The organism is Actinomadura rubrisoli (assembly GCF_004349215.1).
Classification (GTDB): domain Bacteria; phylum Actinomycetota; class Actinomycetes; order Streptosporangiales; family Streptosporangiaceae; genus Spirillospora; species Spirillospora rubrisoli.
On sequence record NZ_SMKU01000134.1, the window covers coordinates 1 to 23,856 of the forward strand.

The window sequence follows — 23,856 nt, forward strand, 5'->3', positions numbered from 1 at the left end:
CACCCCCATGAAGATCCCCACCCCCGCATTCAGCGTGCCGGCCGTCGTGCTGGCCTTGCTGGCCGCCGTGCCTTCCGCCGCGGCCGCCACTCCGGCCCGGAGCCCGGCCGCATCCGTCCGGAATCCGGCCGCATCCGTCCGGCAGCCCGCGGCACCCGTCCAGCCGTCCCAGGGCAAGGTCATCGTCGACACCGACATGGGCCAGCTCAACGACGACGCCATCGCCATGTTCATGCTGCACAACGCCGCGCCCCGCAACCTGCTGGGCGTGACGGTCGTCGCCGGGAACACCTGGGCCGAGGAGGGCACCGCCTACGCGCTGCGCCAACTGGAGCTCATCGGGGAGCGGCACGTTCCGGTGGTCATGGGCGCGCCCGAACCGCTGAACGCCGCGCGCGCCCAGCAACTCCCCGCCGAGGAGAAGCTCTTCGGGAACGTCGAGTACATGGGGGCGTTCGGCCACAAGCGGCCCCCGTCCTACCTCCAGCTCGCCAACGCGCCCTACGGCGGCTACCCCAAGGCCAAGCCCAGCCCGATGGCCGCGGCCGACTTCATCGTCCAGCAGGTCAAGAAGTACCCCGGCCAGGTGACGCTGTTCGTGCTCGGACCGGCCACCAACGTGGCCCTCGCCGTCAAGACCCACCCCGAGATCGTCCCCCTGGTCAAGGAGGTCATCTACATGGGCGGGGCGATCGACATCCCCGGCAACACCTCGCCCGCCGCCGAGTTCAACTGGTGGTTCGACCCCCAGGCCATCAAGATGGCCCTCCGCACGCCGTTCAAGCGGCAGACCATCGTCCCCAACGACATCGCCGAGCGGGTCTTCTACACCAAGAAGGAGTACGACCGGATCGTCGCGGGGCCGCAGACGCCCCTCAAGAAGATGTTCAAGGACCTGCACGGTCCCCGCTTCGACCGGAACCCCCAGTCCAGTTCCTTCGTGTGGGACTCCCTGACGGCCGCCATCTACCTCCAGCCCAGCATCGCGACCAAGGTCGAGGAACGTTTCATCGACGTCGACGACACCTACGGCCCCGACTACGGACGCGCCATCGGCTACACCGAGTCGCGTCGCCGGTCGTTCAGCGACCCCGGCAACTTCCCGGCCGGAACCCAGAAGGTCCGCATCCTGTTCGACATCAACCGCGACGCCTTCTGGAACCTCTACATCGACCTCATGCGCCGATGACCCCATAGTCCCTCCGGTGGCCGGGCGGCCCGACAGAGCCGCCCGGCGGCCGGGTTAAGTCGTCGACCTTATGTACCGCGTGGCCGGAAGAGGCCATGATGGGCAGGGACAGGGCAGACCCGACAGCGGCGGTGAGGAACGGGGTGAGGACGGTGGGCCGGGACACGCGCGGTGACTCGCACGGCTCCGGAAGCATGGCCGGGTTGCGGTTGGAGCCGCTTTCGCAGAACACCGGCCTTGCGGTGAGCGGGCAGATCGACGTCCGCAGCCGGGATCTCTGGGAGTCGGCGCTGGAGCGGCTGGCCGACGCGGGCCCACCGGAGATCCGGTTGGAGCTGGCCGAGCTGGAGACAGTCGACGCGGGCGGTGCCGCGGCGCTGGTCGCCGCCGCGGACCGGCTGGACGGCGGCGGCAGAGTGGTGCTGTGCGATCCGCCGCGGGCACTGTGCCGGATTCTGCAGGTGCTCTGGCCGGACGCGACGGGGATCGAGGTGTGGGGGCAGTGACGACGACAGAGGCACCGGAGGCGGCGGACGCCGGAGCGTTCCGCCATCCGGCGTTGTTCTATCGCGGCGCCGAGGAGTACCTGGCCGGTACGGTGCCGTTCATCCGCGCGGGCCTGGCGGAGGGGGAGCCGGTCGCGGCCGCGGTGCCGGGGCCGAACCTGGCGCTGCTGCGCGCCGAGCTGGGGCGGGACGCCGACCGGGTGAGGCTGCTGGACATGACGCGGGCGGGCCGCAATCCCGGACGGATCATCCCCGGGGTGCTGCGGGCGTTCGCCGACGCCCACCCCGAGGGCCGGGTGCGGATCATCGGGGAGCCGATCTGGCCGAGCCGCAGCGACACCGAGTACCCGGCGTGCCTCCAGCACGAGGCCCTGATCAACCTGGCCTTCGCGGGCCGTCCGGTCACCATCCTGTGCCCCTATGACGCCGCCGCGCTGAAGCCGCGGGTGCTGGCCGATGCCGCCGCGACCCATCCGGTCCTGGCCGACCGCGACGGCGAACGCGCCAGCGACCGGTACGCCGCCGAGCAGGTGATCGACGCGTGCAACCTGCCGCTGCCCGAGCCGGCGGGCCGCCCGGAGGCGGTGCTGCGCTTCGACGCGAGGCTCATGCAGCGGGCCAGGGACATGGTCGTCGAGCGCGCCGGGCGCGTCGGGCTGGCGGAGAACCGGGTCCTGGACGCCGAGCTGGCCGTCAACGAGCTGACCGGCAACACCCTGGTGCACGGCGGCGGGAAGGGGACCCTGCGGATCTGGGCCGAGCCCGAACACCTGGTGTTCGAGGTCGCCGACAAGGGGCACATCACCGACCCGCTGGCCGGCCGTCTCCCCGTCGCCCTCACCAGCCCCGGCGGACGGGGTCTGCTCCTGGTCAACCAGCTGGCGGATCTGGTCCGTTTCCACACCGGGCCGCAGGGCACCACCATCCGCGTCTACTTCGCCCGCTGACCCCCGCATCCGCCCCCTGCTTCCGCGAAAGAGGTCACCGGTGGCAGATCTGGACCTGTCCATCAGCCAGCACCCCGATCACTGCCTCGTCACGGCCCGCGGCAGCCTGGACGTCACCAACCTCCAGCAACTGGACGACTGCCTGGCCGCCGCGGGCCGGCAGGCCACGCATCTCATCGTCGACCTGACCGAGATGACGTTCATCGACACCGGCTCCATGGGCGTGCTGATCCAGCACTGGCAGCGGCTGGCGCGAACCGACCACCTCCTGGTCCTGGTCGGCGCGACCCCCGCCAACGCCCGTGCCCTGTGGGTCACCGGCATGGCCAAGCACATCCCGCGTTCCGACAGCCCGACCGAGGCCCTGAGGATCCTGGCCGAGAACCGGCTGGGCACCGACTCGACCCCCGGCCGCTAGAGGGGGCCGAATGCGGACATGAAGATATTTCGTTTATCGGTGCGCACAACTTCCAGCAGGGCGAGGATGGGGTGACGAGGCCGGGCCGTCGCCCCTGTGGTGCCCCCGTACGGCCCGGCCTCCGTCTCAGCGCTGCCGGTCCGGCGCCCGTCGCGGATCGTCGTCCGTGGTCGGCTCGTCCACGAAGCGCGGCTTTCCGGCGCCGAAGGACAGGGCCGCCTGGACGACGCAGATCGCCACGAGGAGCGCCACCGGCGCGGACCAGGAGCCGGTGGCGTCCCGGAGGACGCCGACGGTGAACGGGCCGAGTGCGGCGAGGAGGTAGCCGACGCTCTGCGCCATCGCCGACAGGGCGGCCGTGTCCGCCGCGGTGCGGGTCCGCATGCTGAACAGCGCCAAGGTCAGCGGGAACACGCCGCCGCCGATGCCGATGAGCGCCGCCCAGAGCCAGGGGACCGACTCCGGGCGCAGCAGGAGGCCGGTCAGGCCGCCGATCTGGGCGGCGGTCATCCCCGCGCCGAGGACACCCTGCCGCCGCAGGCGTGCCGCCAGGACCGGGACGACGAAGTACACCGGCACACCGACGAGGAGCGCGACGGCCAGGAGCGTGCCGGCCTCGCCCGGTGTGAAGCCGGCGTCGAGGTAGATGGTCGGCAGCCAGGCCATGACGACGAAGGCGAGCACGGACTGCGTCGCGAAGAGCAGGGTGACCGCCCAGGCGACCCGGCTGCGCATCATGGCCGTCATCAGCGTGCGCGGTTCGGACCGGGCGGCGCTCCGGCGGATCTGGGGCAGCCAGACCACCAGGGCCGCGGCGGCGAGGACGGACCAGGCGGCGAGGCCGGCCCGCCAGCCGCCGAGGGCGTCGCCGACCGGCACCGTCGCGGCGGCGCCGGTCGCGGCCCCGGCGGACATGGCGGCGCTGTAGGCGCCGGTGACCTCGCCGACGCGGCCCGGGAACTCGATCTTGACGATCACCGGGACCAGCACGTTCCCCGCCGCGATGCCGGCGCAGGCGACGAACGTGCCGGCGAGGAGCGCGGCCTCGCCGCCGCCGACCCGGATCAGCAGCCCGGCCAGCAGCAGGCCGAGCGCGAGCCCGAGCCCGGTCTTCGCGCCCACGCGCCGGATGAGCCAGGGCGTCGTGAGCGCGACGCCGCCGAAGCACACGACCGGCAGGGTCGCCGCGGTCGCCGCGGCGAAGGTGGACATCGCGAGATCGGTGCGGGCCTGGTCGAGCACGGCGCCGAGGCTCGTCACCGCGACGCGGAGGTTCGCGGCGACGAGGACGACGGCGACCAGCACCGCCAGGGGCCGCCTCATTGCGCCGCGCTTGCGCGCCGGTGCGGGGGGCCGGCCGTCCGGGCCGGGCCGGGCGGACGAGTCCCCGTCCGAATCCAGGCGAGGACGGTTCGTCGTCACGTCGCGATGATCCTGCGCATCGCGTCGACGGCGGTGGCCAGGAGCGGGTCGGTGGACGGGGCGGTGCCGGTGTCGATGGCGTCCTGGCTCCACATCATCACGACGCTGCCCGTGCGCACGTTGAGGACGGTTCCGACGATGAGCATCGCGGCGGTCTCCATCTCCGAGCAGATGGCCCCGCCGCGGCGCCAGGCTTCGAAGCGCTCGGTCAGCGAGGCCGCGAGCGGCATCCGGTCCGGCTCCGTCTCGCCGTAGTACGAGTCCTTGGTGTGCGCGGGCCCGCACCGGTACGGCACGCCCGCGCGGTCCGCGGCCTCGCGCAGCGCGAGCACCACGTCGATGTCCGCGATGGCCGGGAACTCGACCGGCAGGTACTGCCTGGTGGTGCCCTCGTCGCGGATCGCCCCCGTGAGGACGGCCAGCTCGCCGTTCGCGGTGCCGGGCTGCATCGAGCCCGACACCCCGACCCGGATCATGGTGTCGACGCCGAGCGCGGCCAGTTCCTCCACGGCCAGGGCGGTGGACGGCCCGCCCACGCCGGTGGAGGTCACGACGACCGTCTCGCCGCCCGCCGTGCCGCGCCAGGTCTCGAACTCGCGGTTCCGGGCGACGAACTCCGGCTCGTCCAGGAGCGCGGCGATCGAGGCCACCTGGTCCGGATTGCTGGGCAGGAGGGCGTACCGGCCCACATCCCGGGCGCGCAGATGCAGATGGTGGGCGAGTTTGTCGCTATTCATCCGATTCCTTCCATCCGTCAATTGCGACCAAACAGTGTCACATCACGCCCACGTTCGTCACTATTGACATACGTGGACAAGACACCTACGGTTCCGGCAACGGCCCTGACGAGGAGGCAACGGTGCGGCACACGCCGGCGATGGAGTCCGCGGTCCTGGCGTTCATGAGCGCCCACGAGGGCCCGGTGGGGGCGCGTGCCGCCGCCCGCCACCTGCGGGAGCGCGGCTTCGACGTCAGCGAGTCGACCGTCAGCCGGCTGCTCGGCGACCTCGACGAGCGCGCCCTCACCCAGTCGCTGGGGAAGAAGGGACGGATCCTCACCGAGGAGGGCACCCGTGTCGCGGCCAACCAGCAGCTCGACAGCAGGCGGGCGTCATACTTCGCCGACGCCCTCGACCTGCGCGACGTCCACGACCTGATCGACCACCTGATCGGCCGGCGGGGGATCGAGCGGGAGGCCGCGCGGGCCGCCGCGCTCCGGGCGCGCCCGGAGGAGCTCACCCGCCTCCGCGCGATGGTCGAGACGGACGGTGAGGCGCGCTGGCGGGAGCGGCTCGCCTTTCACAAGACGATCGGCCAGGCATCGCACAACAAGCAGATCCAGGCCATCACCACGACGCTCTTCGACGAGCGGCTCGACCTGCTCGAACGCCTGCTCATCATGATCGGAATCAAGCAGGATGCCCTGGTCCGATGGGACCAGGAGCATCGTGACATCGTCGCGAGCATCTCCGACCGGGATGCCGACGGCGCGGAGCGACTCATGGTCGTGCACCTCGACGGAATGATCCGCGAAACGGAGCACTTCGCCAACAGCGGAAACGCTCACGTCATCCACACGCTGCTCGCGGAAATCGATCTCGCGTAGAGCGCCGGCCCCTATCACCACAGCGATCACGACGACTCTTTCGGGAGCCCGACTTTCGGGAGCACGAATGACCCATATTCCCACGCCGTCCGGATTGGGCAGGCGCTCTTTCCTCCGGTACGCCGGCCAGGGCGCCGCCGTGGTGGCGGCCGGCTCGGCCGTCCCCTGGCTGTCCGCGTGCGGCACGAGCGACGGCGACGGCGCCGGCTCCAAGGGCGGCCGGTTCTCGGTGAAGCTCGCCTGGATTCCGAACGCGGAGTACGCGGGCATCTTCGTCGGGGCCGAGGACGGGCTCTTCACCAAGCAGGGACTCAACGTCGACATCCTCCCGGGCGGGCCGAACTCCTCGGTCGTCCCGATGGTCACGACGAACCGCGTCAACCTCGGCGTCGAGGCGATCCCGGAGAACGTCGCCACCGCCGTCGCCCGGGGCGCGAAGCTGAAGATCGTCGGTGCCGGGCTGCAGAAGAGCCCCGAGTCCTGGATCTCGCTCGCCGACCGTCCGGTCAAGACCCCGAAGGAGATCGAGGGCAAGAAGCTCGGCATCACGCTGGCCGGAAAGAACACCGCCCTGGTGTTCATGAAGCGCAACGGCGTCGATGTCAGCAAGGTGAAGCTCGTCCCGATCCAGTTCGATCCCGCGCCGCTCGCCGCCCGCGAGGTGGACGCGATCTGGGGGTTCGCGTCGAACCAGCCGGTGTCGCTGGCGTTGCGCGGGGTCAAGACGCACGTGATGCCGCTGGCCGACTTCGGATTCAACCGGATGCAGAGCGTCTTCTTCGTCTCGCAGAAGACGCTGGACGACCCCGCCGCCCGCGAGAACGCCCGCAAGTTCATGGCGGCCGCCCGGCAGGGCTGGGAGGCGGCACTGCGCGACCAGAAGCACGCCGCCGACGTGATCATCAAGAAGTACGGCGCCAAGCTCGGCCTGAAGCCCGACGAGCAGGCCAAGTCGCTCGCCGCCATCGCGCCGTTCGTCTCCGGCACGGGCACCGGCGGCGCCGGGTCCAAGGGCCTGTTCTGGATGTCCGACGCGCTCGTCCAGGAGACGATCACGAGCCTGACCAGTATCGGGATCAAGCTCGACAAGTCGCTGTTCACCAACGAACTTCTCGGGGGATGAGCCGCGCCATGCCGAAGGAGAGAAGAGTGCTGGAGACCGCGGCGGCGAACGCCGCCCCGGCCGACGCGCAGGTCTCCGAAGGGATCCGCACGAGCGGCCTGAAGAAGACCTTCCGCGACGACAAGGGGGCGCCGGTCGAAGCGCTGCGCGAGTTCTCCTTCGAGTCCCGCCGCGGCGAGTTCGTCGGGCTGCTCGGCCCGTCCGGGTGCGGCAAGTCCACCGTCCTGCGGATGCTGGCCGACCTGGAGACCCCCACCGGCGGAACCGTCACGGTCCACGGCCGCACGCCGCGCGAGCTGCGCGAGGGGCACGGCGTCGGCATCGCGTTCCAGGACGCCGGCCTGCTGCCGTGGCGGAGCGTGGAGGCCAACATCCGGCTCCCGCTGGAGGTCGCCGGCCGCCGCGACGCCGCCGCGGTCGCCGACCTGATCCGGCTCGTCGGCCTCAAGGGGTTCGAGAAGGCCCGGCCGTCGCAGCTGTCCGGAGGCATGCGCCAGCGGGTGTCGCTGGCCCGGTCCCTGGTCACCGACCCCGAACTCCTGCTGCTGGACGAGCCGTTCGGGGCGCTGGACGACCTGACCCGGCAGCGGCTCAACTTCGAGCTCCAGCGGATCTGGTCCGAGCGGGGCACCACCACGGTGCTGGTCACCCACGGCATCGCCGAGGCCGTGCTGCTCTCCGACACCGTGGTCCTGATGTCGCCCCGCCCTGGAACGATCCTCGACGTCGTCCACGTCGACCTGCCCAGGCCGCGCACGGCCGAGATCTTGCAGGACAGTGCCTTCCACGCGGTCTGCGACGAGCTGTCGGAGAAGCTGTTCACCGGGAACGGCGACGGGCTCGCGCTCGGGAACGGGCGGGGGCCTGGAGACGGAGCGGCCCGGTGAACGCCGCCGCCCGTCCCGTCATCGTGCGCCTGCGGCACGCCGTGCCGCCGCTCCTGACGCTGGTGGTCCTGGTCGCCGCGTGGCAGGTGCTGTCGCTCGGCGGGCTCGGGTCGCTGGTGCCGTCGCCCGCCGCAGTGCTCGGGCAGATGCGGGACGACGCCGACTACTACGGGCCGAACGCGGCGGTCACGATGTCGTCCGCGCTCCAGGGCTACCTCTGGGGCAACGGCATAGCGATCGCCCTGGCCCTGTGCACGCTGCCGTTCCCGCGCGTCCAGGCGCTGTTCGAGCGGGTCGCGGTCGGCGCGATCGCGCTGCCGCTCATCGCCATCGCCCCGCTGCTCGCGATCGCCTTCCGCGGCAACGTCCCGAGCGTGATCCTCGCCGCGCAGGCCGTGGTCTTCACCACCCTGGTCGCCGCCATCCTCGGCCTCACCAGCGTGGACCGGACGTCGGTCGACGTCGTGCGCGCCTGCGGCGGCTCGGAGTGGACGGTGATCCGCAAGGTGCGGCTGCCCGCGGCGATCCCGAGCTTCGTCGGCGGCCTCCAGGTCGCGGCGCCCGCCGCCATCCTCGGCGCGATCATCGGGGAGTACATGGGCGGGACGGAGGGGCTCGGCGTCGCCATGATCCAGGCCCAGGGCGCCTTCGACATCCCCCGCGCCTGGGGCCTGGCGATCGTGACCTCGCTGCTCGCCGCCGCGGCGTTCCTGGCCCTGCCGCTGATCGTGCGGACCGTCCTGCCGTGGACCCGCTCGATGGACACGGTCCTCGGCGCGCGGGCGGCCCGGCTCGGACGGCGGGACGCGCGCCCGGCCGCCCGCCTGCGGCGCGCCGCCTTCGCGTCGGTCGGGACGCTGGCGGGCGTCGTGCTCTGCTGGTGGCTGCTCGTCCTCATCGTCCCGGGCGGCAGCGCGGTGGCCCGGGGTCCGGCGGAGGTCCTGCCCTACTTCATGAACGGGGACACCCAGCTGGTCACCGCGTCCGGCGAGGCGGAGGACCCGCTGCCGTACATGCTCTCGTCGCTGCTGCGCACCATCGGCGACGCCGGTGTCGGCTTCCTGGTCGGGCTGGTCCTCGCGGTGGCGATGGCGGTGGTCGCGCACGAGTTCCCGGTGATCGAACGAGTGCTGATGCCCATCTCGATCGCCCTCCGGTCGATTCCGATCGTGGCCGCGATGCCGCTGCTCGCGCTCGTGTTCGGACGGGGGGTCCTCGCCGTGACGGTCCTGATCGCGGTGATGACGTTCTTCCCCATCCTCGTCAACGTCCTGCTCGCGATGAGGGCGGTCCCGCGCAGCGCCAACGACCTGCTCACCGCGGTCGGGGCCGGGCGCAGGCACCGCATCACCAAGCTGCTCATCCCGTACGCGCTGCCGGCGCTGCTGGCCTCGGTCAAGATCGCGCTGCCGCTGTCCATCGGCGCGGCCATGGTGGCGGAGTGGCTCGCCACCGGCTACGGGCTGGGCGCCTCGATGACCGTCGCCGCGACGCTATCGGACTACGACTTCGTCTGGGGCGGGGTCGCGATCGTGCTGCTGGCCTCGCTCATGGCCTACCGCCTGGCCGGCGCGCTGGAGGACACCGCGCTCAGCCGCCTCGAATGACCGAAGGCCCGACCATTCACGGTCCCGGACGCCCGGGAAGCAGGAGAAAGCGAATCATGTCCAGAATCATTCTGTCCAACGTCCGCGTGAACGGCGTGGGCGACCCGCAGGCCCTCACCGTCGCCGATGGAAGGATCCAGGCCGTCGGCGCGGAGGTGCCGTCCGATCTCGGCCCGTCCGACCACGTCGAAGACCTCGCCGGGCAGATCGTCCTGCCGGGCTTCGTCGACGGCCACGCCCACGCCGACAAGAGCCTGTGGGGCGAGCCGTGGGTGCGGCGGACGTCGGAGCCGATCACCATGGAGCAGATGTTCGATGACATGCTGCAGCAGTGGGCGGAGACCACGACCCCGGTCGCCACGCGGGCGCGCGCCTTCCTCGACAAGTGCGTCGCGTACGGCTCGACGTCCATCAGGACCTTCACCGACGTGGCCCCGGAGGTCGGCCTCGACGGCATCCACGGGCTGCTCCAGGTGCGCGAGGAGATGGCCGACCTGACGGACCTGCAGATCGTGGCGTTCCCCCAGCTCGGCATCCTGAGGAAGCCCGGCACCGCCGAGCTGCTCGAACAGGCCCTGCGCGAGGGGGCCGACGCGATCGGCGGGCTTGACCCCGCGGGCGTCGACGGCGACGCGCTACGCCAGCTCGACATCGTCTTCGGCCTCGCCGAGCGGTACCAGGTGCCGGTGGACTTCCACGCGCACGAGTCCGGTGAGCTCGGCGTCTGGCTCATCGAGCGCATCGCCGAGCGCGTCAAGGCGCTCGGCATGCAGGGCAAGGTCAGCCTGTGCGACGTGTTCAGCCTCGCCGACCCGACGCCGCCGCAGTTCGAGCGCCTGGCGTCGGCGCTCGCCGACGCGGACATCGCCATCACCGTCGGCGTGCACGGGCTCCTCGCGGTGCCGGACGTCAAGGCCCTGCACGCGAGGGGCGTGCGGATGTGCCTCGGATCCGACTCCGCCCGCAGCCGCTGGTCGCCGTGGGGGGAGGGCGACATCCTCGCCAGGGCGATGTTCATGTCCTACAAGTGCTACTGGCGCATGGACGACGACCTGGAGTTCGCGGCGTCCCTGGGCACGACCCTGGGCCGCGACGTCCTCGGCGTCCCGCGGTCCGACCTCAAGGCCGGGGACATCGCCGACCTTGTCGTCCTCCCGGGAGAGACGATCGGCGAGCTCGTCGTGGAACCGCCGGCGCGGACGCTCGTCATGAAGCGCGGAAAGATCGTCGCCCGTTCCGGGACCCTCACGACCGCCCCCTGACCGGCCGCCGCGCTCCGAGGCGGAAGGCGGAGACGACGTAGAAGGCGGCGCCCGCGAGGGCGTACTTCGCCAGGATCTTCGGGTCCGCGTCGGCGGAGGCCGAGGCGGCGAGGAACATGGCACCGGCGACGGCGGACAGGCCACCGCTGATGATCATGGGCCACTGGCCGCCAAGCTCGCGGCGCCGGCGCAGCGCCACGAACAACTGGACCGCGCCTGACAGGAACGCCCACACGCCGAACACGGCGATCATGTCGGACGTGGCGGAGGCGGCGGCGACCGCGATGGCGATGGCCGTCGCGGCGCCGCCGGCGGCGTTGTAGCGCTGCGTCCTGGCCGCTGCGGTCCCGCGGTGGATCCGCGCGTCCACGAGCGAGGCGGCCACGTCCAGCAGGGGATAGAAGATCAGCAGCGCGACCGCCGCCGCCTTGGTGTCCGAGCCGACCGCCAGGGCGGCGGCCCAGCCGACGGCCGTGCCCGCGCGGATGAGGTAAAGGGTGCGCAGAGGACGGGCCGTCGACGCGATTTCTGATGCCGGTTGTTCTGCATGGGCCGTCGGGAACATGAGGGGCCTTTCAGTAGGAAGGCAGTTTGAGCAATAAGGCGACGCGGCCCGCCTCGGGATGAGCGACCCGAGGCGGGCCGGAGCCGCTATCGGTGGTGCGTCGATCGGTACGGGGTGAGCGTGCGCCGACCGGTCACGTGCCCTGCGCTGTCGAACTGCTGGGCGGTGAGGGTCGCGGGCGCCTGGCCGCGAGTGATCCACTGCGTCATCGCCGTCAGCGCGTCGATGACCCCCGGCGCGCTGCTGACCAGGTCGCAGTGGGGCGTCCCCGGGACGGTGAACAGCCGCATCCAGCTGTCGGCGGCCCGGCCGCCGCCGTTGGCGGCCACGCTCTCGTCGTAGTAGGTCGTGGTGCTGGTGGGCGGGACGGCCTGGTCGGCGAGGTCCTGGATGAGCAGCAGGCGTCCGCCTGCCCGGTGGAAGGCGCGCAGGTCGCGGCTGCCGGTGCCGAAGTAGGTGTTATCGAGGAGCCCCGGATCCCGGTCGAAGTCGAAGTCGAGGTAATTCGCGGTGGGCCCCTTGTCCTTGGCGAACAGGAGATACCGGTAGAAGCCGCCGGCGAAGATCTCGGCGACGGCCTTCTTTCCCGGCGCGGCGCTGATCAGGTCGAGGGCCGGATTGGCCCATTCGAGTTCGGAACCGCGCTGAAGGGCTCCGACCGGCAGACCGCGCAGCTTGCCGTCGACCGGATACAGAGCCCGGCCGTGGCTGTCGGACGGACCGGCGTAGAACTTCCTCACCACGTCCACCTGCGCCGCGGTGAGGCAGGTCGCGGACCCCTGGCCCGGCTTGCACTGGATCCTTCCGGGATCCCAGCCGCAGCGGAACGGATCGGCGATCACCCCATCGGCCCCGCCGCAGGCGGCGACCACGGCCTTGTGAATCAGCGGGAGCTTCTGCGCCGGCAGGATGGTGCCGCCGCCGGCGCGGCGGTTGACCTTGGTGACCCAGATGTAGAACATGCCGACCTGCGGGGCGTGGAGCACCGGGTCGCGGGCGATGACCCCGTCGAAGTCCTCCGGGTGGCGCGACGCCACCTCGATGCCCTGCCGCCCGCCGTTGGAGCATCCTTCGAAGACGGCGTGCCGCGCCGCCCGTCCGTAGTAGATCTTGGTCAGGGCCTTCCCGGCGACCGACACCACGTGCGGTGACAGGTAGCCGAACGCGGCTTTGGCGGCCTTGTCGCCGTAGGCCCAGAGGGCGTCCTGGCTGTCGGCGGTGTGGCCGGTGTTCTCCGCCGCGACCGCGAAGCCGCGTCCGAGCGCGGTGCCGCAGCCTTCGATCGGGACGTTCCCGCACAGTCCGCCGCAGCCGGTCTGGTAGTAGCCCCCATTCCACGACCCGGTCGGCAGCCGCAGCTCGAACCGGATCTGATGGGGCGCGACGTATCCGGTCACCCGGCAGTACTCGGGCAGATCGCCCTTCGCCGCGACGACGGCCGCCGTCTCCACGCGCGTGGGAGCCCCCTTGAGCTGCTCGACGGGGGCCGACAGCAGTTTCTCGCAGGCCCCCGGTTCCCGCGCGGTCGCCGCCGACCGCGAACCGTCCAGGACCCCGGTCTTGGCCGCACCCGTCGCTCCAGGGCCCGGCAGTAAGGCGACGGCGAGGAGCAGGGCGGTGACCAGGGCAAGTGTCGGCGTCGCCCTTCTGAGCAGAGGCCGCATGGGTGTTCACCTCTCGAAGATCGCTGTTCTCGGACGAAGCCCGTCTCGGGCCGAGCCGTCCAGCTAAGTGACCTAGAACTAGGCGTAAGCTCGACCACATCGCGACTATAGACCAGCGGGCGGCCTAGACAAGTGAATGATCCATAGATTGGCATCAGTCCCTGCGTGACTCGACCACGGCGGCGGCGGCGGACGGGCGGACGGGTGCGGCTACGTTTTCGTGGTGGACCAGAGCCGGTTCGGGCCGAGAGTTCGGCGGCCGCGAACACGACGAAGAGGGAGCCGGACATGGAAACCGCAGGGGCACCGCCGCACGGCACCCGGCCGCGCAACAGGCGGGAGCTGATCATCGCGGCGGCCGCCGACCTGTTCCACCGCAACGGCTACCGCCAGGTGTCGGTCAGCGACGTCGCCGGCGCCGTCAACGTCCGGCCGTCCGCGCTGTACCGGCACTTTCCCGGCAAGGCCCGGCTGCTCGCCGTGGTCGTCCTGGCCGAACTCCAGCCGTTCCGGGACGTGGTGGCGGACAGGCCCCTGGACGGCATGCTGCCCGACCTGGTGCGCGCCGCTCTCGACCACCCCCGGCTGGGCGTCCTGTGGCAGCGCGAGGCCAGGGCGCTGCCCGCCGACGAGCACGCGATGATCCGGGACGAGCTGGACGCCCTGAACGGCCACCTCGCCTCGGCGCTGCTCGCCGCGCGTCCCGCGCTCGACCCGTCCGACGCGGAGCTGCTGGCGTGGACGGGCTGGGCCGTGCTGCAAATCGTGGGCCACCACAGCGTGGAACTGCCCAAGGGCGAGTACGCGTCACTGCTGGAGAAGCTCGTCCGGACGGTCTTCGCCGCCACACCCTCACCTGACCTGCCGCAGCCGGAGGCCGTCCAGGGGTTCGCCCCTCAAGCGAGACGTGAGCGGCTGCTCGCGGCGGCGGTGCCCCTGTTCGCCGCGCACGGCTACAACGGGATCAGCATGGAGGACATCGGCGCGGCGGCGGGGATCTCCGGGCCGAGCGTCTACCACCACTTCCGCTCGAAACAGGAACTGCTCTACACGGCCTTGGTCCGCAGCGACGAATGGCTGCGCCACGACATGATGCGCGCGCTCGCCGCCGCCTCGAACGCCGAAGACGCGCTACGGCGGCTCAGCGACTCCTACGTCGACTTCGCGGTGGACCACATCACCTTCATCGACATCCTCCTCAGCGAGGCCAGGCACCTCTCCGACGACCAGCGTCCCCGCGCCACCCAGAGCCAGCAGGAATACCTCGCCGAATGGCTGCACCTGCTCCGCGAGATCCGTCCGGAGATGCCGGTCATGCAGGCCCGCGCCCGCGTCCACGCGGCACTCGCCGTCATCAACGACTTCGCCTTCAACCGCCAGCTGCGGCAGCGGCCGAACGCCATGCCGACGATCAAGCACCTGGCCGAACTCATCCTCCTCGGCACCTGAGACCCGCGCGCAAGCCGCCGCTTCGCGGGCCGTCACCGGCGCGGCGGCGAGGGGTCCGGCGGACGGCCCAGCGCGTGCTCGGTCGCGGCGAGCAGGCCGCGCCCGATACCGATCAGGTGCTGGTCGTCGGTGGCGACGGCGATGCGGTTGCCCGTGACGAGGTGCTCCCTCGCCCGCTCGTGGTCGCCGGCGGCCGCCGCGGCTTGGCCGAGGCCGTAATGGCATCGGGTCGCACAGCGCAGGTCGCCGATCCGCAGGAACTCGGGCAGGAGCTCCGCGAAACCCGTCGCCGCCGCCCGATGGTCCGCCCGCAGTTGGGCGAGGCGCGTACCGTTGAGCTCGGCATGGAACCGTTCGTGGTCGTTCCCGGTTCGCAGGGCGAGTTCGGCGGCCTCGTCCAGCCACGTCCGCGCTTCGGGGAGGCGGACGCCCGCCTCGATGACCGCGGAGGCCATGTGGTTGAGGCAGTTGGCGCGTTTGACGTGGTCGCCGAGCCGCCCGAACAGGTCGGCGGCGGCGCTCTGCCTTTCGACGGCCGTTCCGATGTCCTGGGTCGCCAGCCCGAGCAGTGACAGGGCCAGCGCACGGTGCCAGACATCGCCCAGTCCGTCGAAGCCCGCGGCCGCGCTGCCGAGGATCCGCGCCGCCGCGTCACGGTCGTCGCCGTAGATCGCCACCCAGCCCAGCATGAGGTCGGCGAGTGCCCGTTCCTCCGCGTCCGCGGCCTGCGCGTCCGCCCACGTCGCGAACTCCCGTGCTCGGCCGGTGTCCTGATAGCAGTACAGGATGCAGCAGGTGATCGCGGCGTGGACGCCGATCGCGCCGCCGGGGCGCGGCCGGTCGACGAGGGCGTCCAGCCAGTCGAACAGCTCGCCGCGAGCGCCGAGGATCTCCCAGCCCGTGCCGATCCCGGCCAGGAACCCCCAGGCCGACGCCGTGTCGCCGGTGTCGAGGGCCCGGCGCATCGCCGTCCGCAGATCGGTCCAGTGCTCGCCGAACCAGCGCAGCGCGGCAGGCTGGTCCCGCCCCCGCAGGCCGGGCACGAGGGTCACCGCGTGTTCCAGATGGTGCCGGGCGTGCCGGTCGTGGGCCTCCTCGGACTCGCCGCGCTCGGCGAGCCTGCCCAGCGCGAACTGGCGGATGCTGTCGAGGAGCCGGTACCGGGTCGCGCCCGCCCGGCGGCGGACGGAGATCAGCGAGCGGTCCAGCAGCCGGGGGAAGAGCCGCGCGAGATCGGCCGCGGTCAGCGGGGGCCCGGCCAGGACCTGGACGGCGGTGTCGTAGCCGAACTCGTGGGGGAACACCGAGCAGCGGTCCAGCAGCAGCCGCTCGTCCTCGTCGAGGAGGTCATAGCTCCAGCGCAGGGCCTCCTCCAGGGTGCGGTGGCGGCCGGGCCGCGCTCCGCCGGTCAGCAGCGCGAACCGGTCGTCCAGACGGTCCAGCAGCTCGCCGGGCGAGAAGGCCCGGATCCGGGTGGCGGCCAGTTCGATCGCGAGCGGCAGCCCGTCCAGGCGCCGGCAGATCATCGCGATCCGGGCCACGTCCGCCGGTGCGACGGTGAAACCCGGCGCGGCGGCGGTCGCGCGGTCCACGAACAGCCGGACCGCGGGCGAGTTCAGGACGACGCCGGGATCGTCATCCTCACTGAGCGGCAGCGGAGGAACCTCGAAGACGACCTCACCCGCCACGCCGAGCGGCCCGTGGCTCGTCGCGAGGACGTGGAGACCTCCGGCGGCGGCCAGCAGGTCGGCGAGCAGCGCCGCCGTCGCGGGCGTGACGTGCTCGCAGTTGTCGACGATCAGCCGGCACGGCCGGGCCCGGATCGCGGCCCGGATCAGCGGGCCGATCGCCCTGCCGTCGCCCTCCACCCCGAGGGCGTCCGCGAAGGTCCGGTCCACCGGATGCCCCGGCGGGACCACCGCCAGATCGACCAGGACGGCCGGCGGCGGCTCCTTCATCGCGTGGGCCATATGCAGCGCGACCCGGGTCTTGCCGATTCCGGCGGGACCGGTGAGCGTCACCATGCGACGGGTCGTGACCAGCCCGGCGAGATCGTCGAGCTCGCTCTCCCTGCCGACGAACGACGACAACGGCTGGGGCAGGGCACTGCTGCGCTCCCGCAGCCGGCCGGCCGTCTCGACCAGCGACCTCCGGGAGCCCGCGGCGAGCTTGCGCAGCAACGCGGACACGTGGCTCTCCACCGTGCGCTCCGAAAGCCGCAGCCGGTCGGCGATCTCCCGGTTGCCCAGCCGGTCGCCGACCAGCCAGAAGACCTCAAGCTCCCGGCGGGTGACCCCGGCGTCCCGCAACCGGCCCGGCATGGCCTCATCGTCCACCGCGCGACCTCCCCCTCAGAAGACTTCCGTATTGAGCACGGATGCGCCGCCCACGTCCACGGCTGTGGAATGGCGAAACGACCCGAGGAAAGGAAGGTCATGGGAAGCTCCGTCACCGATATGATCGCTCACGCCCGCACCCAGGTTCGGAACCTGACCGTCGCCGAGGCCGCCCAGGCCCTGGAGGACGGCCGCCCGACGCTGGTCGATCTCCGCGAACCCGGCGAGGTCGAGCGTGAGGGCCACATCCCCGGGGCGGTCCTCGCACCGCGCGGGATGCTGGAGTTCTGGGCCGACCCCTCCAGCGCCTACCACCGCGCCGAGTTCGACCCCGCGTCCCCGACCGTCCTGTACTGCGCGTCCGGCGGCCGCTCCGCGCTCGCCGCGCTGGCCCTCCAGGAACTCGGCTACACCGACGTCGCCCACCTCGACGGCGGCCTGGCCGCGTGGAAGCAGCAAGGCCGTCCCGTGACCTTCCAGCAGCCAGACGGAGCCTGACGATGAGCGCGACGCTCGGCGAGAGGTTCGCGCAGGCCCTCGCGGCCAAGGACCGCGACGCGCTGTGCGCCCTGCTCGGACCCGAGATCGACTTCAGGGCCCTCACCCCCGGACGGGCCTGGGAAGCGGCCACCCCGGCCGAGACCGTCGACGACATCATCCTGGGCCGCTGGTTCGACCCCGACAACCACATCGAACGCCTCGTCCAGGTCACCACCGCCCGCATGAGCGACCGGGAACACCTCTCCTACCGGCTCCAAGTCCGCACCGGAACCACCCACTACCTGGTCGAACAGCAGGCTTACTACGCCACCGCCGGCGACCGGATCACCTGGCTCCGCATCCTCTGCTCCGGCTACCGCCCCTGCGAAAAAGCAGATCAGGTTCAGGGCGTGCCGGATACCAACCCCACCCGGTAGGCGAGGACGACCGCCTGGACGCGGTCGCGCAGGGCGAGTTTCGCCAGGATCCTCGACACATAGGTCTTGACCGTCTCGGGCGTGATGAACAGGGCCGCGGCGATCTCCGCGTTCGACAGCCCGTCCGCGATCAGGTGGAGGACCTCCAGTTCGCGGGGGGTCAGCGCCCGGATGACCTCTTCCCTGGCCGGACGGGACGCGGCGTCCGGGCGCAGCCGTTCGGCGAAGTGGCCGATGAGCCGGCGGGTGACGGCGGGCGCCAGCAGTGCCTCGCCCCGGGCGACCGTGCGTATGGCGCCGACCAGCTCCGCCGGGGGCGTGTCCTTGAGGAGGAAGCCGCTCGCCCCGGCTCGCAGCGCGTCGTAGACGTAGGCGTCGACGTTGAACGTGGTAACGACCAGTACCTTCGGTGGTTCCTCGGCGTCGGGACCGGCGAGCCTGCGGGTCGCCTCGATGCCGTCGACCAGGGGCATCCGGATGTCCATCACGACCACGTCGGGGCGCAGCCGCCGGGCGGCCTCCACCGCCTCGTGCCCGTTCTCGGCCTCACCGACGACCTCCAGGTCGGGCTGCGCGGAGAAGATGGTGACGTAGCCGGTCCGCACCAGCGCCTGGTCTTCGCAGACGAGCACCCGGATCGGCGGGGAGTCGCACATGGGTCACTCCTGAATCGGCGTGGACGGGATCACGGCGCGGACAACGAACCCGCCGTCAGGCCGGGACCCGGTCCCCAGTTCACCATCGAGCATCCGCACCCGTTCGCGCAGCCCGTCCAGCCCTCGTCCTCCCCCTTGGCCCGGCGGCCTCGCCTCGCGCGCCCCCGGCACGGTCGGCGGGGCGAGGGCGGGTCCGTCAGTGGTCACCTCGATCTCGATGCGTTTCTCGCCGTGCCGGACGTCGACGACCGTGCGCCGTCCGGGCGCGTGCTTCATCGCGTTGGTGAGCGCCTCCTGCACCACGCGGTAGGCGGCGAGCTCCACGTCCACGCTCTGCGGCCGCCTGGTGCCCTGCTCGGTGAACTCGACGGGCTGACCCGACATGCGGGCCTGTTCGACCAGGTCCCCCACCTTTCCCAGGGCGGGTGCGCGGCCCGGGTCCGCGGTCGCCGATCCGCCGGTCGCCTCCAGCACACCGAGCAGGTACCGCAGTTCCGTCAGCGCCCGGCGGCCGGTGTCACTGACGGCCGCAAGCCCTTCACCGGCCCGCTCCGGCGCGGAGCCGATCAGGAACTGCGCCGCGTCGGCCTGGACCACCATGGCCGTCACATGATGGGTCACCACGTCATGCAGCTCCCGCGCGATGCGCGCCCGTTCGGCGGCCGTGGCCACTTCGGCGGACAGCCGCCGCCGCTCGGCATCCTCGGCCCGCCACTTCCGCACAGCGGTCCCCATCAGCCAGACCAGGGCCAGGCCCAGGTAGAACGCGAGATAGTCCCCGAATCGCTGCGGTGAGCCGAAGCGGTGCAGGACAACCGCCAGCACCGCGTAGCCCGCACTCGCCGCCGCAGCGAGAGGACGGCGGTAGGAGACCTGGTGGGCCCCGGCGGAGTACAGGGCCACGTAGAGCCCCACGGTCCCGAACGTCGCCGGACAGCCCAGTGCCTGATGCACCGCGAACGCGCCGCCGACCACCGTAAGGCAGACCGCGGGCCACCGTCCGCGGACCGCCAGCGGCAGGGTCTGTGCCAGGGTCAACCCGACGCTCAGCACGTCCGCCGGTCGTCCGGGCAGATCGCCGATCTGCGCCCCGATGTTCGACAGCGTCGGCACGAACGCCAGCAGAGTGAGGATTCCGGCTAGAACGCCGTCCTTGACGGAGGCGTCCCGCTCGTCCCACCAGCCGAGCGCCGTTCGCGGGAGCCGAGCCGTCCAGGACGTCAGCGGGACCATCACGTCCGTCTCCTCCAGTTCCGGGCTCAGCGCCGGGCCCGCTTCCGGGGCAGCAGACCGCCGCGCCGGCTGGCGAGGACGAGCATAGGGACGGCGAGCCCCACGCCGATGACGACGGGCACGATCGACGCCTCCAGACCGAAGCTGCCGCCGGTCAGCAGGGCCGGGCCGTCGACCTCGGCGGTGAGCAGGCCCTTGGCCGCGTGACCGGAGACGGGGATGCCCAGCAATTGCTCGGTGGTGTTCCAGCCGAAGTGCAGGCCCGCGACGAACCAGATGCTACGTCGCCACAGGAACGCGGCGCCGACCAGGACACCCGCTTCGAGGGCGATCGCCAGTGCGCTCCACGCGGTGGCACCGGGGTTGGCCAGGTGTGCGACGCCGAAGAACAGCGCGGTGATCGCGAGGGCGGCGCGGCTGCCGCACAGCTGTTCCAGGGCCTGCAAGGCCAGACCGCGGAACATCAGCTCCTCCGCGACCGCCGCGCCGACCGCCGTCGCGGCAGCGGACGCCACGACCGGCAGGAACCCATGACCTGCCCAGGAGAACGAGTAGCCCCCGAACACCGTGATCAGGAGGACGGGGACGAGGACGAACCCCAGGCCGATCCCGCCGCCCAGCAGCGCCTCCCTCCCGGCCCCGCGCCGGGCGATCTCCGGCGTGGGCCGCCGCGCGAGGTGGCGCATGACCGTCCAGTACACGGCCACAGCGACGGCCGCGCCCAGCACCGGCACCGGACCAGGCCCGTTCGCGGTCACACCCGAGACCGCGCCGACGCCGACCAGACCGGTCAGCATCCAACCCAGCGGCGAGCGGACGATCCGGCCGACGCGCCCGCTTCCCGGATTCGTTCGGTGGTCGTGTCGTGCGGTGGACGTCGTGTTCATCGCGGCCTCCCTTGGCATCGGCCGCACGTTCGGCGACCCACCAGCGACGCTAGGAACCCGGCGCCGTCCGCGAATCACCCGCGCGCGGACGCCCCCTGTAGCTCTCTCGGGGGATCCCACGCGCCCGCTTCAGAACACCTAGAGGCCGGCGGGTGCCGAGGCCACGAGTCCGCCGTCGATGACCAGGTCCTGGCCGGTGATGTAGGACGCGTCGTCCGAGGCCAGGAAGGCGACGGCCGCGGCGACGTCGTCCGGGTGACCCAGCGAGCGGAGCGGGATCTCCGCCGTGATGCGGGTCTCGGCGCCGGGGTCGGTGATGGTGTTCCGGTACATCTCGGTCGCGATGTAGCCGGGGCTGACGGAGTTGACGCGGACGCCGCGCGACGCGAGGTCGGTTCCGAGCGTGCGGGCGAGGTTGTGGACGGCGGCCTTGGTGGCGGCGTAGAGCGCGGCCGCGGGGAGTCCTCGGTGCAGTGTCCAGGAGGCGTTGATGACGATGGCGCCGCCTTCGCGCAGCAGGGGCAGCGCCTTGGTGATCGTGAAGAACACGCCCTTGAAGTTGACGTCGATGGTGCGGTCGAAACCAGCCTCGGTGACCTCGGCGCCCGGCGTGAAGTCCGCGATGCCTGCGTTGGCGAAGACGGCGTCGAGGGTGCCGCGCCAGGTCTCGGCGCGCCGCATGAGGGCGTCGAGATCGTCCTGGACACCGACGTCCGCGCGGACGGCGAGGACCCGCCCCGCTCCGGAGCCCAGGCGGGTGACCGCCGAGTCGAGGCGGGTCTTGTCGCGGCCGGTGATGACGACGTACGCGCCCTCGTCGAGGAGCCGGCGCGCGGTGGAGAACCCGATGCCGCTGGTGCCGCCGGTGATCAGGACCGTCTTGTTCGTGAATCGCTTCATGTGCACAACGATCGTGCGACGTGGGGGAATCCCTCAGTGTCGGCTGGGCCTGGGTCCGGCACCACCACCCTCAGACCATCGAGGGCTCCGCCAGGAGCGCGGCCAGCCGCGCGTCCGTGCCCGTGCCGGGGACGGGGGTGTGCAGCAGCAGACGCTGGCCGGGCAGTTCCGGCAGGGGCAGCGAGGTGAACTCGAAGGTGAGCAGCCCGGCGTCCGGGACCTCCAGCGCCTTGGCGCCGTGGGTGGGGGCGCCCACGGGGAGCTCCGCCCAGATCTCGGCGAAGGCGGGGCTGGCGGCGCACATGTCGGAGGCCAGGCGGCTGAACTCCGCGTCGTCCGGGTAGCGGGCGGCGTCCGCCCGGAACCGGCCGACGATCTCGCGCGCCGCGTCCTTCCAGTCCCGGTGCGCGGCACGGTAGCGGGCGTTGGTGAAGAAGCTGACCAGGCAGTTGTGGTCGTTCTCATTGCACTGGAACACCAGCCGCGCCGCGCGGTTGAGCGCCACGACGTTCCAGTGCCGGTCGATGACGTAGGCGGGCCGCGGCAGCCAGCCGTCGATCAGCCGCCGCAGCTCCTCCGGGACGTGCGGCTCGGACGGCGCCGACCGGGGCGGGTTGAGGCCGGACAGCAGGTACAGGTGCTCGCGCTCGGCGGCGTCCAGGCGCAGGACGCGCGCGACGGCGTCCAGGACGCCGGCCGACACGTTGATGTCGCGTCCCTGCTCAAGCCAGGTGTACCAGGACACTCCCACGCCGGCGAGCACCGCCACCTCCTCCCGCCGCAGCCCCGGCGTACGGCGTCCTCCGGCGTCGGGCATGCCCACGTCCGCGGGCGTCAGACGGGCTCGCCGGGACCTGAGGAACTCGCGCATCTCGGCGCTGCGCCGTCGCCGCGCGTCCGCGGAAAGCCGGGATATGTCCACCACGCCATGTTAGGCAGCGTCGTGGCCGGATCGTTTCCGGGGTTTCGCCCGCTCCTGTCCCGGCGCGGGCGAGTCACCCGATCGTGACCAGCAGCTCGCTGATCCGGCCCTAGCCGCGGTCGCGGGCCTCGGCGGTGGCCTTCAAGTCGCGCAGCCATGCGTTGAGGCCCTTGGCGAGGATCTCGGTCGCCAGGGGAACGTTCGCATCGACCTGCTCACCGGTGTGGGTCTCTTCGGTGCGCACGAGGACGCCGCCCTTGACCCTGGCGAAGTTCCACACGTGGACGCCGTTGATGAGCAGCCCGTCACCGACCGCGGGGCCGGTCCAGCGGATGCAGGAGTTGTGCTTGAGCTGCTTGACGGTCGAGGTGATGACCAGCGTGGTGTCGGGTGCCGGGGTCGTCCACCGGAACGCCGAGCCCTTGCGGAAGGGGCCGTGGTCGAGGCGTTCGATGGTCTTGACGGGGGCCTGCCAGGACGGCCAGCGCTCCACATCGGTCTGCAGCTTCCAAATAGTGCTCAGCCGCGCGTGGACCACGGTCTCGGTCTTGTAGCGGACGAGGGCCTTGGGATCGACGCCCTCCCCACGGCAGGTGAGGGACTTGCCGGCCTGGTCGGAGGCCCCGGCGGGCGCGGCGGCGGTGCCGAGGACGCCGACGACGAGCGGGACGGTGAGCAGGGCCGCGCGGACGCTGGACATGGTGTTCCCCTTTTCAGATGAGCGCACGGCTGCGAACCGACGCTAGAAGCCTTGGCGTTCGTTAGAAGCTATAACCCTCTGAACGCACAATAGTCAATAAGATTCGTGATAGCTTCTAACTACAACGAGGCGGCTTCGCGATACGGGGAAGGCGGCAGGTCATGGCGGAGGCGGGCACGAGGACTCCCCGCGAGCGCTATCGCACCCAGGTGCGTGCGGAGATCAAGGAACGCGCGTGGGAGCAGATCGCCGCGGCGGGGGCGTCCGCGCTGTCGCTCAACGCGATCGCCAAGCAGATGGGCATGAGCGGACCTGCGCTGTACCGCTACTACGCCAACCGCGACGAGCTGATCACCGAGCTGATCACCGACGCCTACCGGAGCCTGGCCGACACCCTGCACACGGCCGCCGGCGAGGGCGCCGACCTGGCCGCGCTGGCGCACGCCATGCGGACCTGGGCCCTGCACGACCCCCAGCGGTACCTGCTCCTCTACGGCACCCCCGTCCCCGGCTACCACGCACCCGACGAGACCACGGCCATCTCCCGCGAGATCATGGCGATCCTGCTCGACGCCTGCATGGCCGCCCCCCATCGTCCCGCCACACCGTTCGACACCCACCTGGAAGACCACCGCGAATGGGCGGACGGCCACCCCGCCC

Annotated in this window: 24 protein-coding genes; 13 read left to right on the plus strand and 11 right to left on the minus strand. The window is 71.7% G+C overall.

Annotated features, from left to right (window positions below; translation table 11 throughout):
* The 4 genes from E1298_RS23725 to E1298_RS23740 form a co-directional block, all read left to right on the plus strand.
* Positions 1–1,189, plus strand: a 1,189-nt coding sequence (locus E1298_RS23725; protein ID WP_131896832.1) for a nucleoside hydrolase, incomplete at its 5' end; no start/stop codon positions are given.
* Between the two features lie 152 nt (positions 1,190–1,341).
* Positions 1,342–1,695: an STAS domain-containing protein gene (locus E1298_RS23730; protein ID WP_165975627.1), complete on the plus strand. Its 354-nt coding sequence runs from the start codon at positions 1,342–1,344 to the stop codon at positions 1,693–1,695.
* Complete coding sequence (locus E1298_RS23735; RefSeq protein WP_131896836.1) at positions 1,692–2,642, plus strand: anti-sigma factor RsbA family regulatory protein; 951 nt, start codon at positions 1,692–1,694, stop codon at positions 2,640–2,642. The genes E1298_RS23730 and E1298_RS23735 overlap by 4 nt, the downstream gene beginning before the upstream one ends.
* 40 nt (positions 2,643–2,682) lie before the next feature.
* Positions 2,683–3,060 carry an STAS domain-containing protein gene (locus E1298_RS23740; RefSeq protein WP_165975628.1) on the plus strand — a complete coding sequence of 126 codons (378 nt, stop codon included), beginning with the start codon at positions 2,683–2,685 and terminating at the stop codon, positions 3,058–3,060.
* 126 nt (positions 3,061–3,186) lie between these two features.
* On the opposite strand, the gene E1298_RS23745 is transcribed toward E1298_RS23740, so the two are convergent.
* Together E1298_RS23745 and E1298_RS23750 are read right to left on the minus strand one after the other, a co-directional pair.
* Positions 3,187–4,482 carry an MFS transporter gene (locus E1298_RS23745; RefSeq protein WP_131896840.1) on the minus strand — a complete coding sequence of 432 codons (1,296 nt, stop codon included), beginning with the start codon at positions 4,480–4,482 and terminating at the stop codon, positions 3,187–3,189.
* Positions 4,479–5,219, minus strand: coding sequence for a nucleoside phosphorylase (locus E1298_RS23750; protein WP_131896842.1), 741 nt, complete (start codon positions 5,217–5,219; stop codon positions 4,479–4,481). The genes E1298_RS23745 and E1298_RS23750 overlap by 4 nt, the downstream gene beginning before the upstream one ends.
* A gap of 122 nt (positions 5,220–5,341) precedes the next feature.
* On the opposite strand from E1298_RS23750, the gene E1298_RS23755 reads away from it, so the two are divergent.
* From E1298_RS23755 to E1298_RS23775, 5 genes are all read left to right on the plus strand, one after another.
* Positions 5,342–6,088 (plus strand): FCD domain-containing protein, encoded by a 747-nt coding sequence (locus E1298_RS23755; RefSeq protein WP_131896844.1) that lies wholly within the window; start codon positions 5,342–5,344, stop codon positions 6,086–6,088.
* Between the two features lie 67 nt (positions 6,089–6,155).
* Positions 6,156–7,211: an ABC transporter substrate-binding protein gene (locus E1298_RS23760; RefSeq protein WP_131896846.1), complete on the plus strand. Its 1,056-nt coding sequence runs from the start codon at positions 6,156–6,158 to the stop codon at positions 7,209–7,211.
* A 26-nt stretch (positions 7,212–7,237) separates the two neighbouring features.
* Positions 7,238–8,098: an ABC transporter ATP-binding protein gene (locus E1298_RS23765; RefSeq protein ID WP_243725757.1), complete on the plus strand. Its 861-nt coding sequence runs from the start codon at positions 7,238–7,240 to the stop codon at positions 8,096–8,098.
* Positions 8,095–9,705, plus strand: a complete 1,611-nt coding sequence (locus E1298_RS23770; RefSeq protein ID WP_131896850.1) for an ABC transporter permease — start codon at positions 8,095–8,097, stop codon at positions 9,703–9,705. The genes E1298_RS23765 and E1298_RS23770 overlap by 4 nt, the downstream gene beginning before the upstream one ends.
* 56 nt (positions 9,706–9,761) lie before the next feature.
* Positions 9,762–10,967 (plus strand): amidohydrolase, encoded by a 1,206-nt coding sequence (locus tag E1298_RS23775; RefSeq protein WP_131896852.1) that lies wholly within the window; start codon positions 9,762–9,764, stop codon positions 10,965–10,967.
* On the opposite strand, the gene E1298_RS23780 is transcribed toward E1298_RS23775, so the two are convergent.
* Positions 10,951–11,532: a DUF308 domain-containing protein gene (locus E1298_RS23780; protein ID WP_131896854.1), complete on the minus strand. Its 582-nt coding sequence runs from the start codon at positions 11,530–11,532 to the stop codon at positions 10,951–10,953. The genes E1298_RS23775 and E1298_RS23780 overlap by 17 nt on opposite strands.
* A gap of 86 nt (positions 11,533–11,618) precedes the next feature.
* A complete protein-coding gene (locus E1298_RS23785; RefSeq protein WP_131896856.1) occupies positions 11,619–13,196 on the minus strand; it encodes a tannase/feruloyl esterase family alpha/beta hydrolase in 1,578 nt (525 codons plus the stop codon).
* 288 nt (positions 13,197–13,484) lie between these two features.
* Here E1298_RS23785 and E1298_RS23790 point away from each other — a divergent pair, with 288 nt between their 5' ends.
* On the plus strand, positions 13,485–14,645 hold the full coding sequence (locus E1298_RS23790) for a TetR/AcrR family transcriptional regulator (RefSeq protein ID WP_131896858.1): 1,161 nt from the start codon (positions 13,485–13,487) through the stop codon (positions 14,643–14,645).
* 32 nt (positions 14,646–14,677) lie between these two features.
* Here E1298_RS23790 and E1298_RS23795 read toward each other — a convergent pair whose 3' ends face one another.
* Positions 14,678–16,981 (minus strand): ATP-binding protein, encoded by a 2,304-nt coding sequence (locus tag E1298_RS23795; protein ID WP_131896860.1) that lies wholly within the window; start codon positions 16,979–16,981, stop codon positions 14,678–14,680.
* 99 nt (positions 16,982–17,080) lie between these two features.
* Here E1298_RS23795 and E1298_RS23800 point away from each other — a divergent pair, with 99 nt between their 5' ends.
* Positions 17,081–17,479: a rhodanese-like domain-containing protein gene (locus tag E1298_RS23800; RefSeq protein ID WP_131896862.1), complete on the plus strand. Its 399-nt coding sequence runs from the start codon at positions 17,081–17,083 to the stop codon at positions 17,477–17,479.
* 2 nt (positions 17,480–17,481) lie between these two features.
* Positions 17,482–17,898: a hypothetical protein gene (locus E1298_RS23805; RefSeq protein WP_131896864.1), complete on the plus strand. Its 417-nt coding sequence runs from the start codon at positions 17,482–17,484 to the stop codon at positions 17,896–17,898.
* On the opposite strand, the gene E1298_RS23810 is transcribed toward E1298_RS23805, so the two are convergent.
* The 6 genes from E1298_RS23810 to E1298_RS23835 all read right to left on the minus strand — a co-directional run bounded on the left by E1298_RS23810 (position 17,865) and on the right by E1298_RS23835 (position 23,196).
* Positions 17,865–18,554 (minus strand): response regulator, encoded by a 690-nt coding sequence (locus E1298_RS23810; RefSeq protein ID WP_131896866.1) that lies wholly within the window; start codon positions 18,552–18,554, stop codon positions 17,865–17,867. The two genes, E1298_RS23805 and E1298_RS23810, sit on opposite strands and share 34 nt — an antisense overlap.
* Positions 18,555–18,557: 3 nt before the next feature.
* A complete protein-coding gene (locus E1298_RS23815) occupies positions 18,558–19,787 on the minus strand; it encodes a sensor histidine kinase (RefSeq protein ID WP_131896876.1) in 1,230 nt (409 codons plus the stop codon).
* A 26-nt stretch (positions 19,788–19,813) separates the two neighbouring features.
* Positions 19,814–20,674 carry a CPBP family intramembrane glutamic endopeptidase gene (locus E1298_RS23820; protein WP_131896868.1) on the minus strand — a complete coding sequence of 287 codons (861 nt, stop codon included), beginning with the start codon at positions 20,672–20,674 and terminating at the stop codon, positions 19,814–19,816.
* A 138-nt stretch (positions 20,675–20,812) separates the two neighbouring features.
* A complete protein-coding gene (locus E1298_RS23825) occupies positions 20,813–21,574 on the minus strand; it encodes an SDR family NAD(P)-dependent oxidoreductase (RefSeq protein WP_131896870.1) in 762 nt (253 codons plus the stop codon).
* A 70-nt stretch (positions 21,575–21,644) separates the two neighbouring features.
* The gene (locus tag E1298_RS23830; RefSeq protein ID WP_131896878.1) at positions 21,645–22,445 is read right to left on the minus strand and encodes a helix-turn-helix transcriptional regulator; all 801 of its coding nucleotides are present in this window, start codon (positions 22,443–22,445) and stop codon (positions 21,645–21,647) included.
* A gap of 160 nt (positions 22,446–22,605) precedes the next feature.
* Entirely contained in the window at positions 22,606–23,196 is a 591-nt protein-coding gene (locus tag E1298_RS23835; protein WP_131896872.1) for an SRPBCC family protein, read from the minus strand.
* 161 nt (positions 23,197–23,357) lie between these two features.
* Between E1298_RS23835 and E1298_RS23840 the strand changes: the two genes are divergently transcribed.
* Positions 23,358–23,856 (plus strand): TetR/AcrR family transcriptional regulator (locus tag E1298_RS23840; protein WP_131896874.1); only part of this gene is annotated, 499 nt, incomplete at its 3' end.

Bases quoted from the DNA above. Each gene is read 5' to 3' on its own strand.
- E1298_RS23835 (WP_131896872.1), bottom strand. From the start codon at position 23,196: ATGTCCAGCGTCCGCGCGGCCCTGCTCACCGTCCCGCTCGTCGTCGGC.
- E1298_RS23805 (WP_131896864.1), top strand. From the start codon at position 17,482: ATGAGCGCGACGCTCGGCGAGAGGTTCGCGCAGGCCCTCGCGGCCAAG.
- E1298_RS23790 (WP_131896858.1), top strand. From the start codon at position 13,485: ATGGAAACCGCAGGGGCACCGCCGCACGGCACCCGGCCGCGCAACAGG.
- E1298_RS23775 (WP_131896852.1), top strand. From the start codon at position 9,762: ATGTCCAGAATCATTCTGTCCAACGTCCGCGTGAACGGCGTGGGCGAC.
- E1298_RS23825 (WP_131896870.1), bottom strand. From the start codon at position 21,574: ATGAAGCGATTCACGAACAAGACGGTCCTGATCACCGGCGGCACCAGC.
- E1298_RS23810 (WP_131896866.1), bottom strand. From the start codon at position 18,554: ATGTGCGACTCCCCGCCGATCCGGGTGCTCGTCTGCGAAGACCAGGCG.
- E1298_RS23820 (WP_131896868.1), bottom strand. From the start codon at position 20,674: ATGAACACGACGTCCACCGCACGACACGACCACCGAACGAATCCGGGA.
- E1298_RS23830 (WP_131896878.1), bottom strand. From the start codon at position 22,445: ATGCGCGAGTTCCTCAGGTCCCGGCGAGCCCGTCTGACGCCCGCGGAC.
- E1298_RS23760 (WP_131896846.1), top strand. From the start codon at position 6,156: ATGACCCATATTCCCACGCCGTCCGGATTGGGCAGGCGCTCTTTCCTC.
- E1298_RS23750 (WP_131896842.1), bottom strand. From the start codon at position 5,219: ATGAATAGCGACAAACTCGCCCACCATCTGCATCTGCGCGCCCGGGAT.
- E1298_RS23815 (WP_131896876.1), bottom strand. From the start codon at position 19,787: ATGGTCCCGCTGACGTCCTGGACGGCTCGGCTCCCGCGAACGGCGCTC.
- E1298_RS23800 (WP_131896862.1), top strand. From the start codon at position 17,081: ATGGGAAGCTCCGTCACCGATATGATCGCTCACGCCCGCACCCAGGTT.
- E1298_RS23780 (WP_131896854.1), bottom strand. From the start codon at position 11,532: ATGTTCCCGACGGCCCATGCAGAACAACCGGCATCAGAAATCGCGTCG.
- E1298_RS23785 (WP_131896856.1), bottom strand. From the start codon at position 13,196: ATGCGGCCTCTGCTCAGAAGGGCGACGCCGACACTTGCCCTGGTCACC.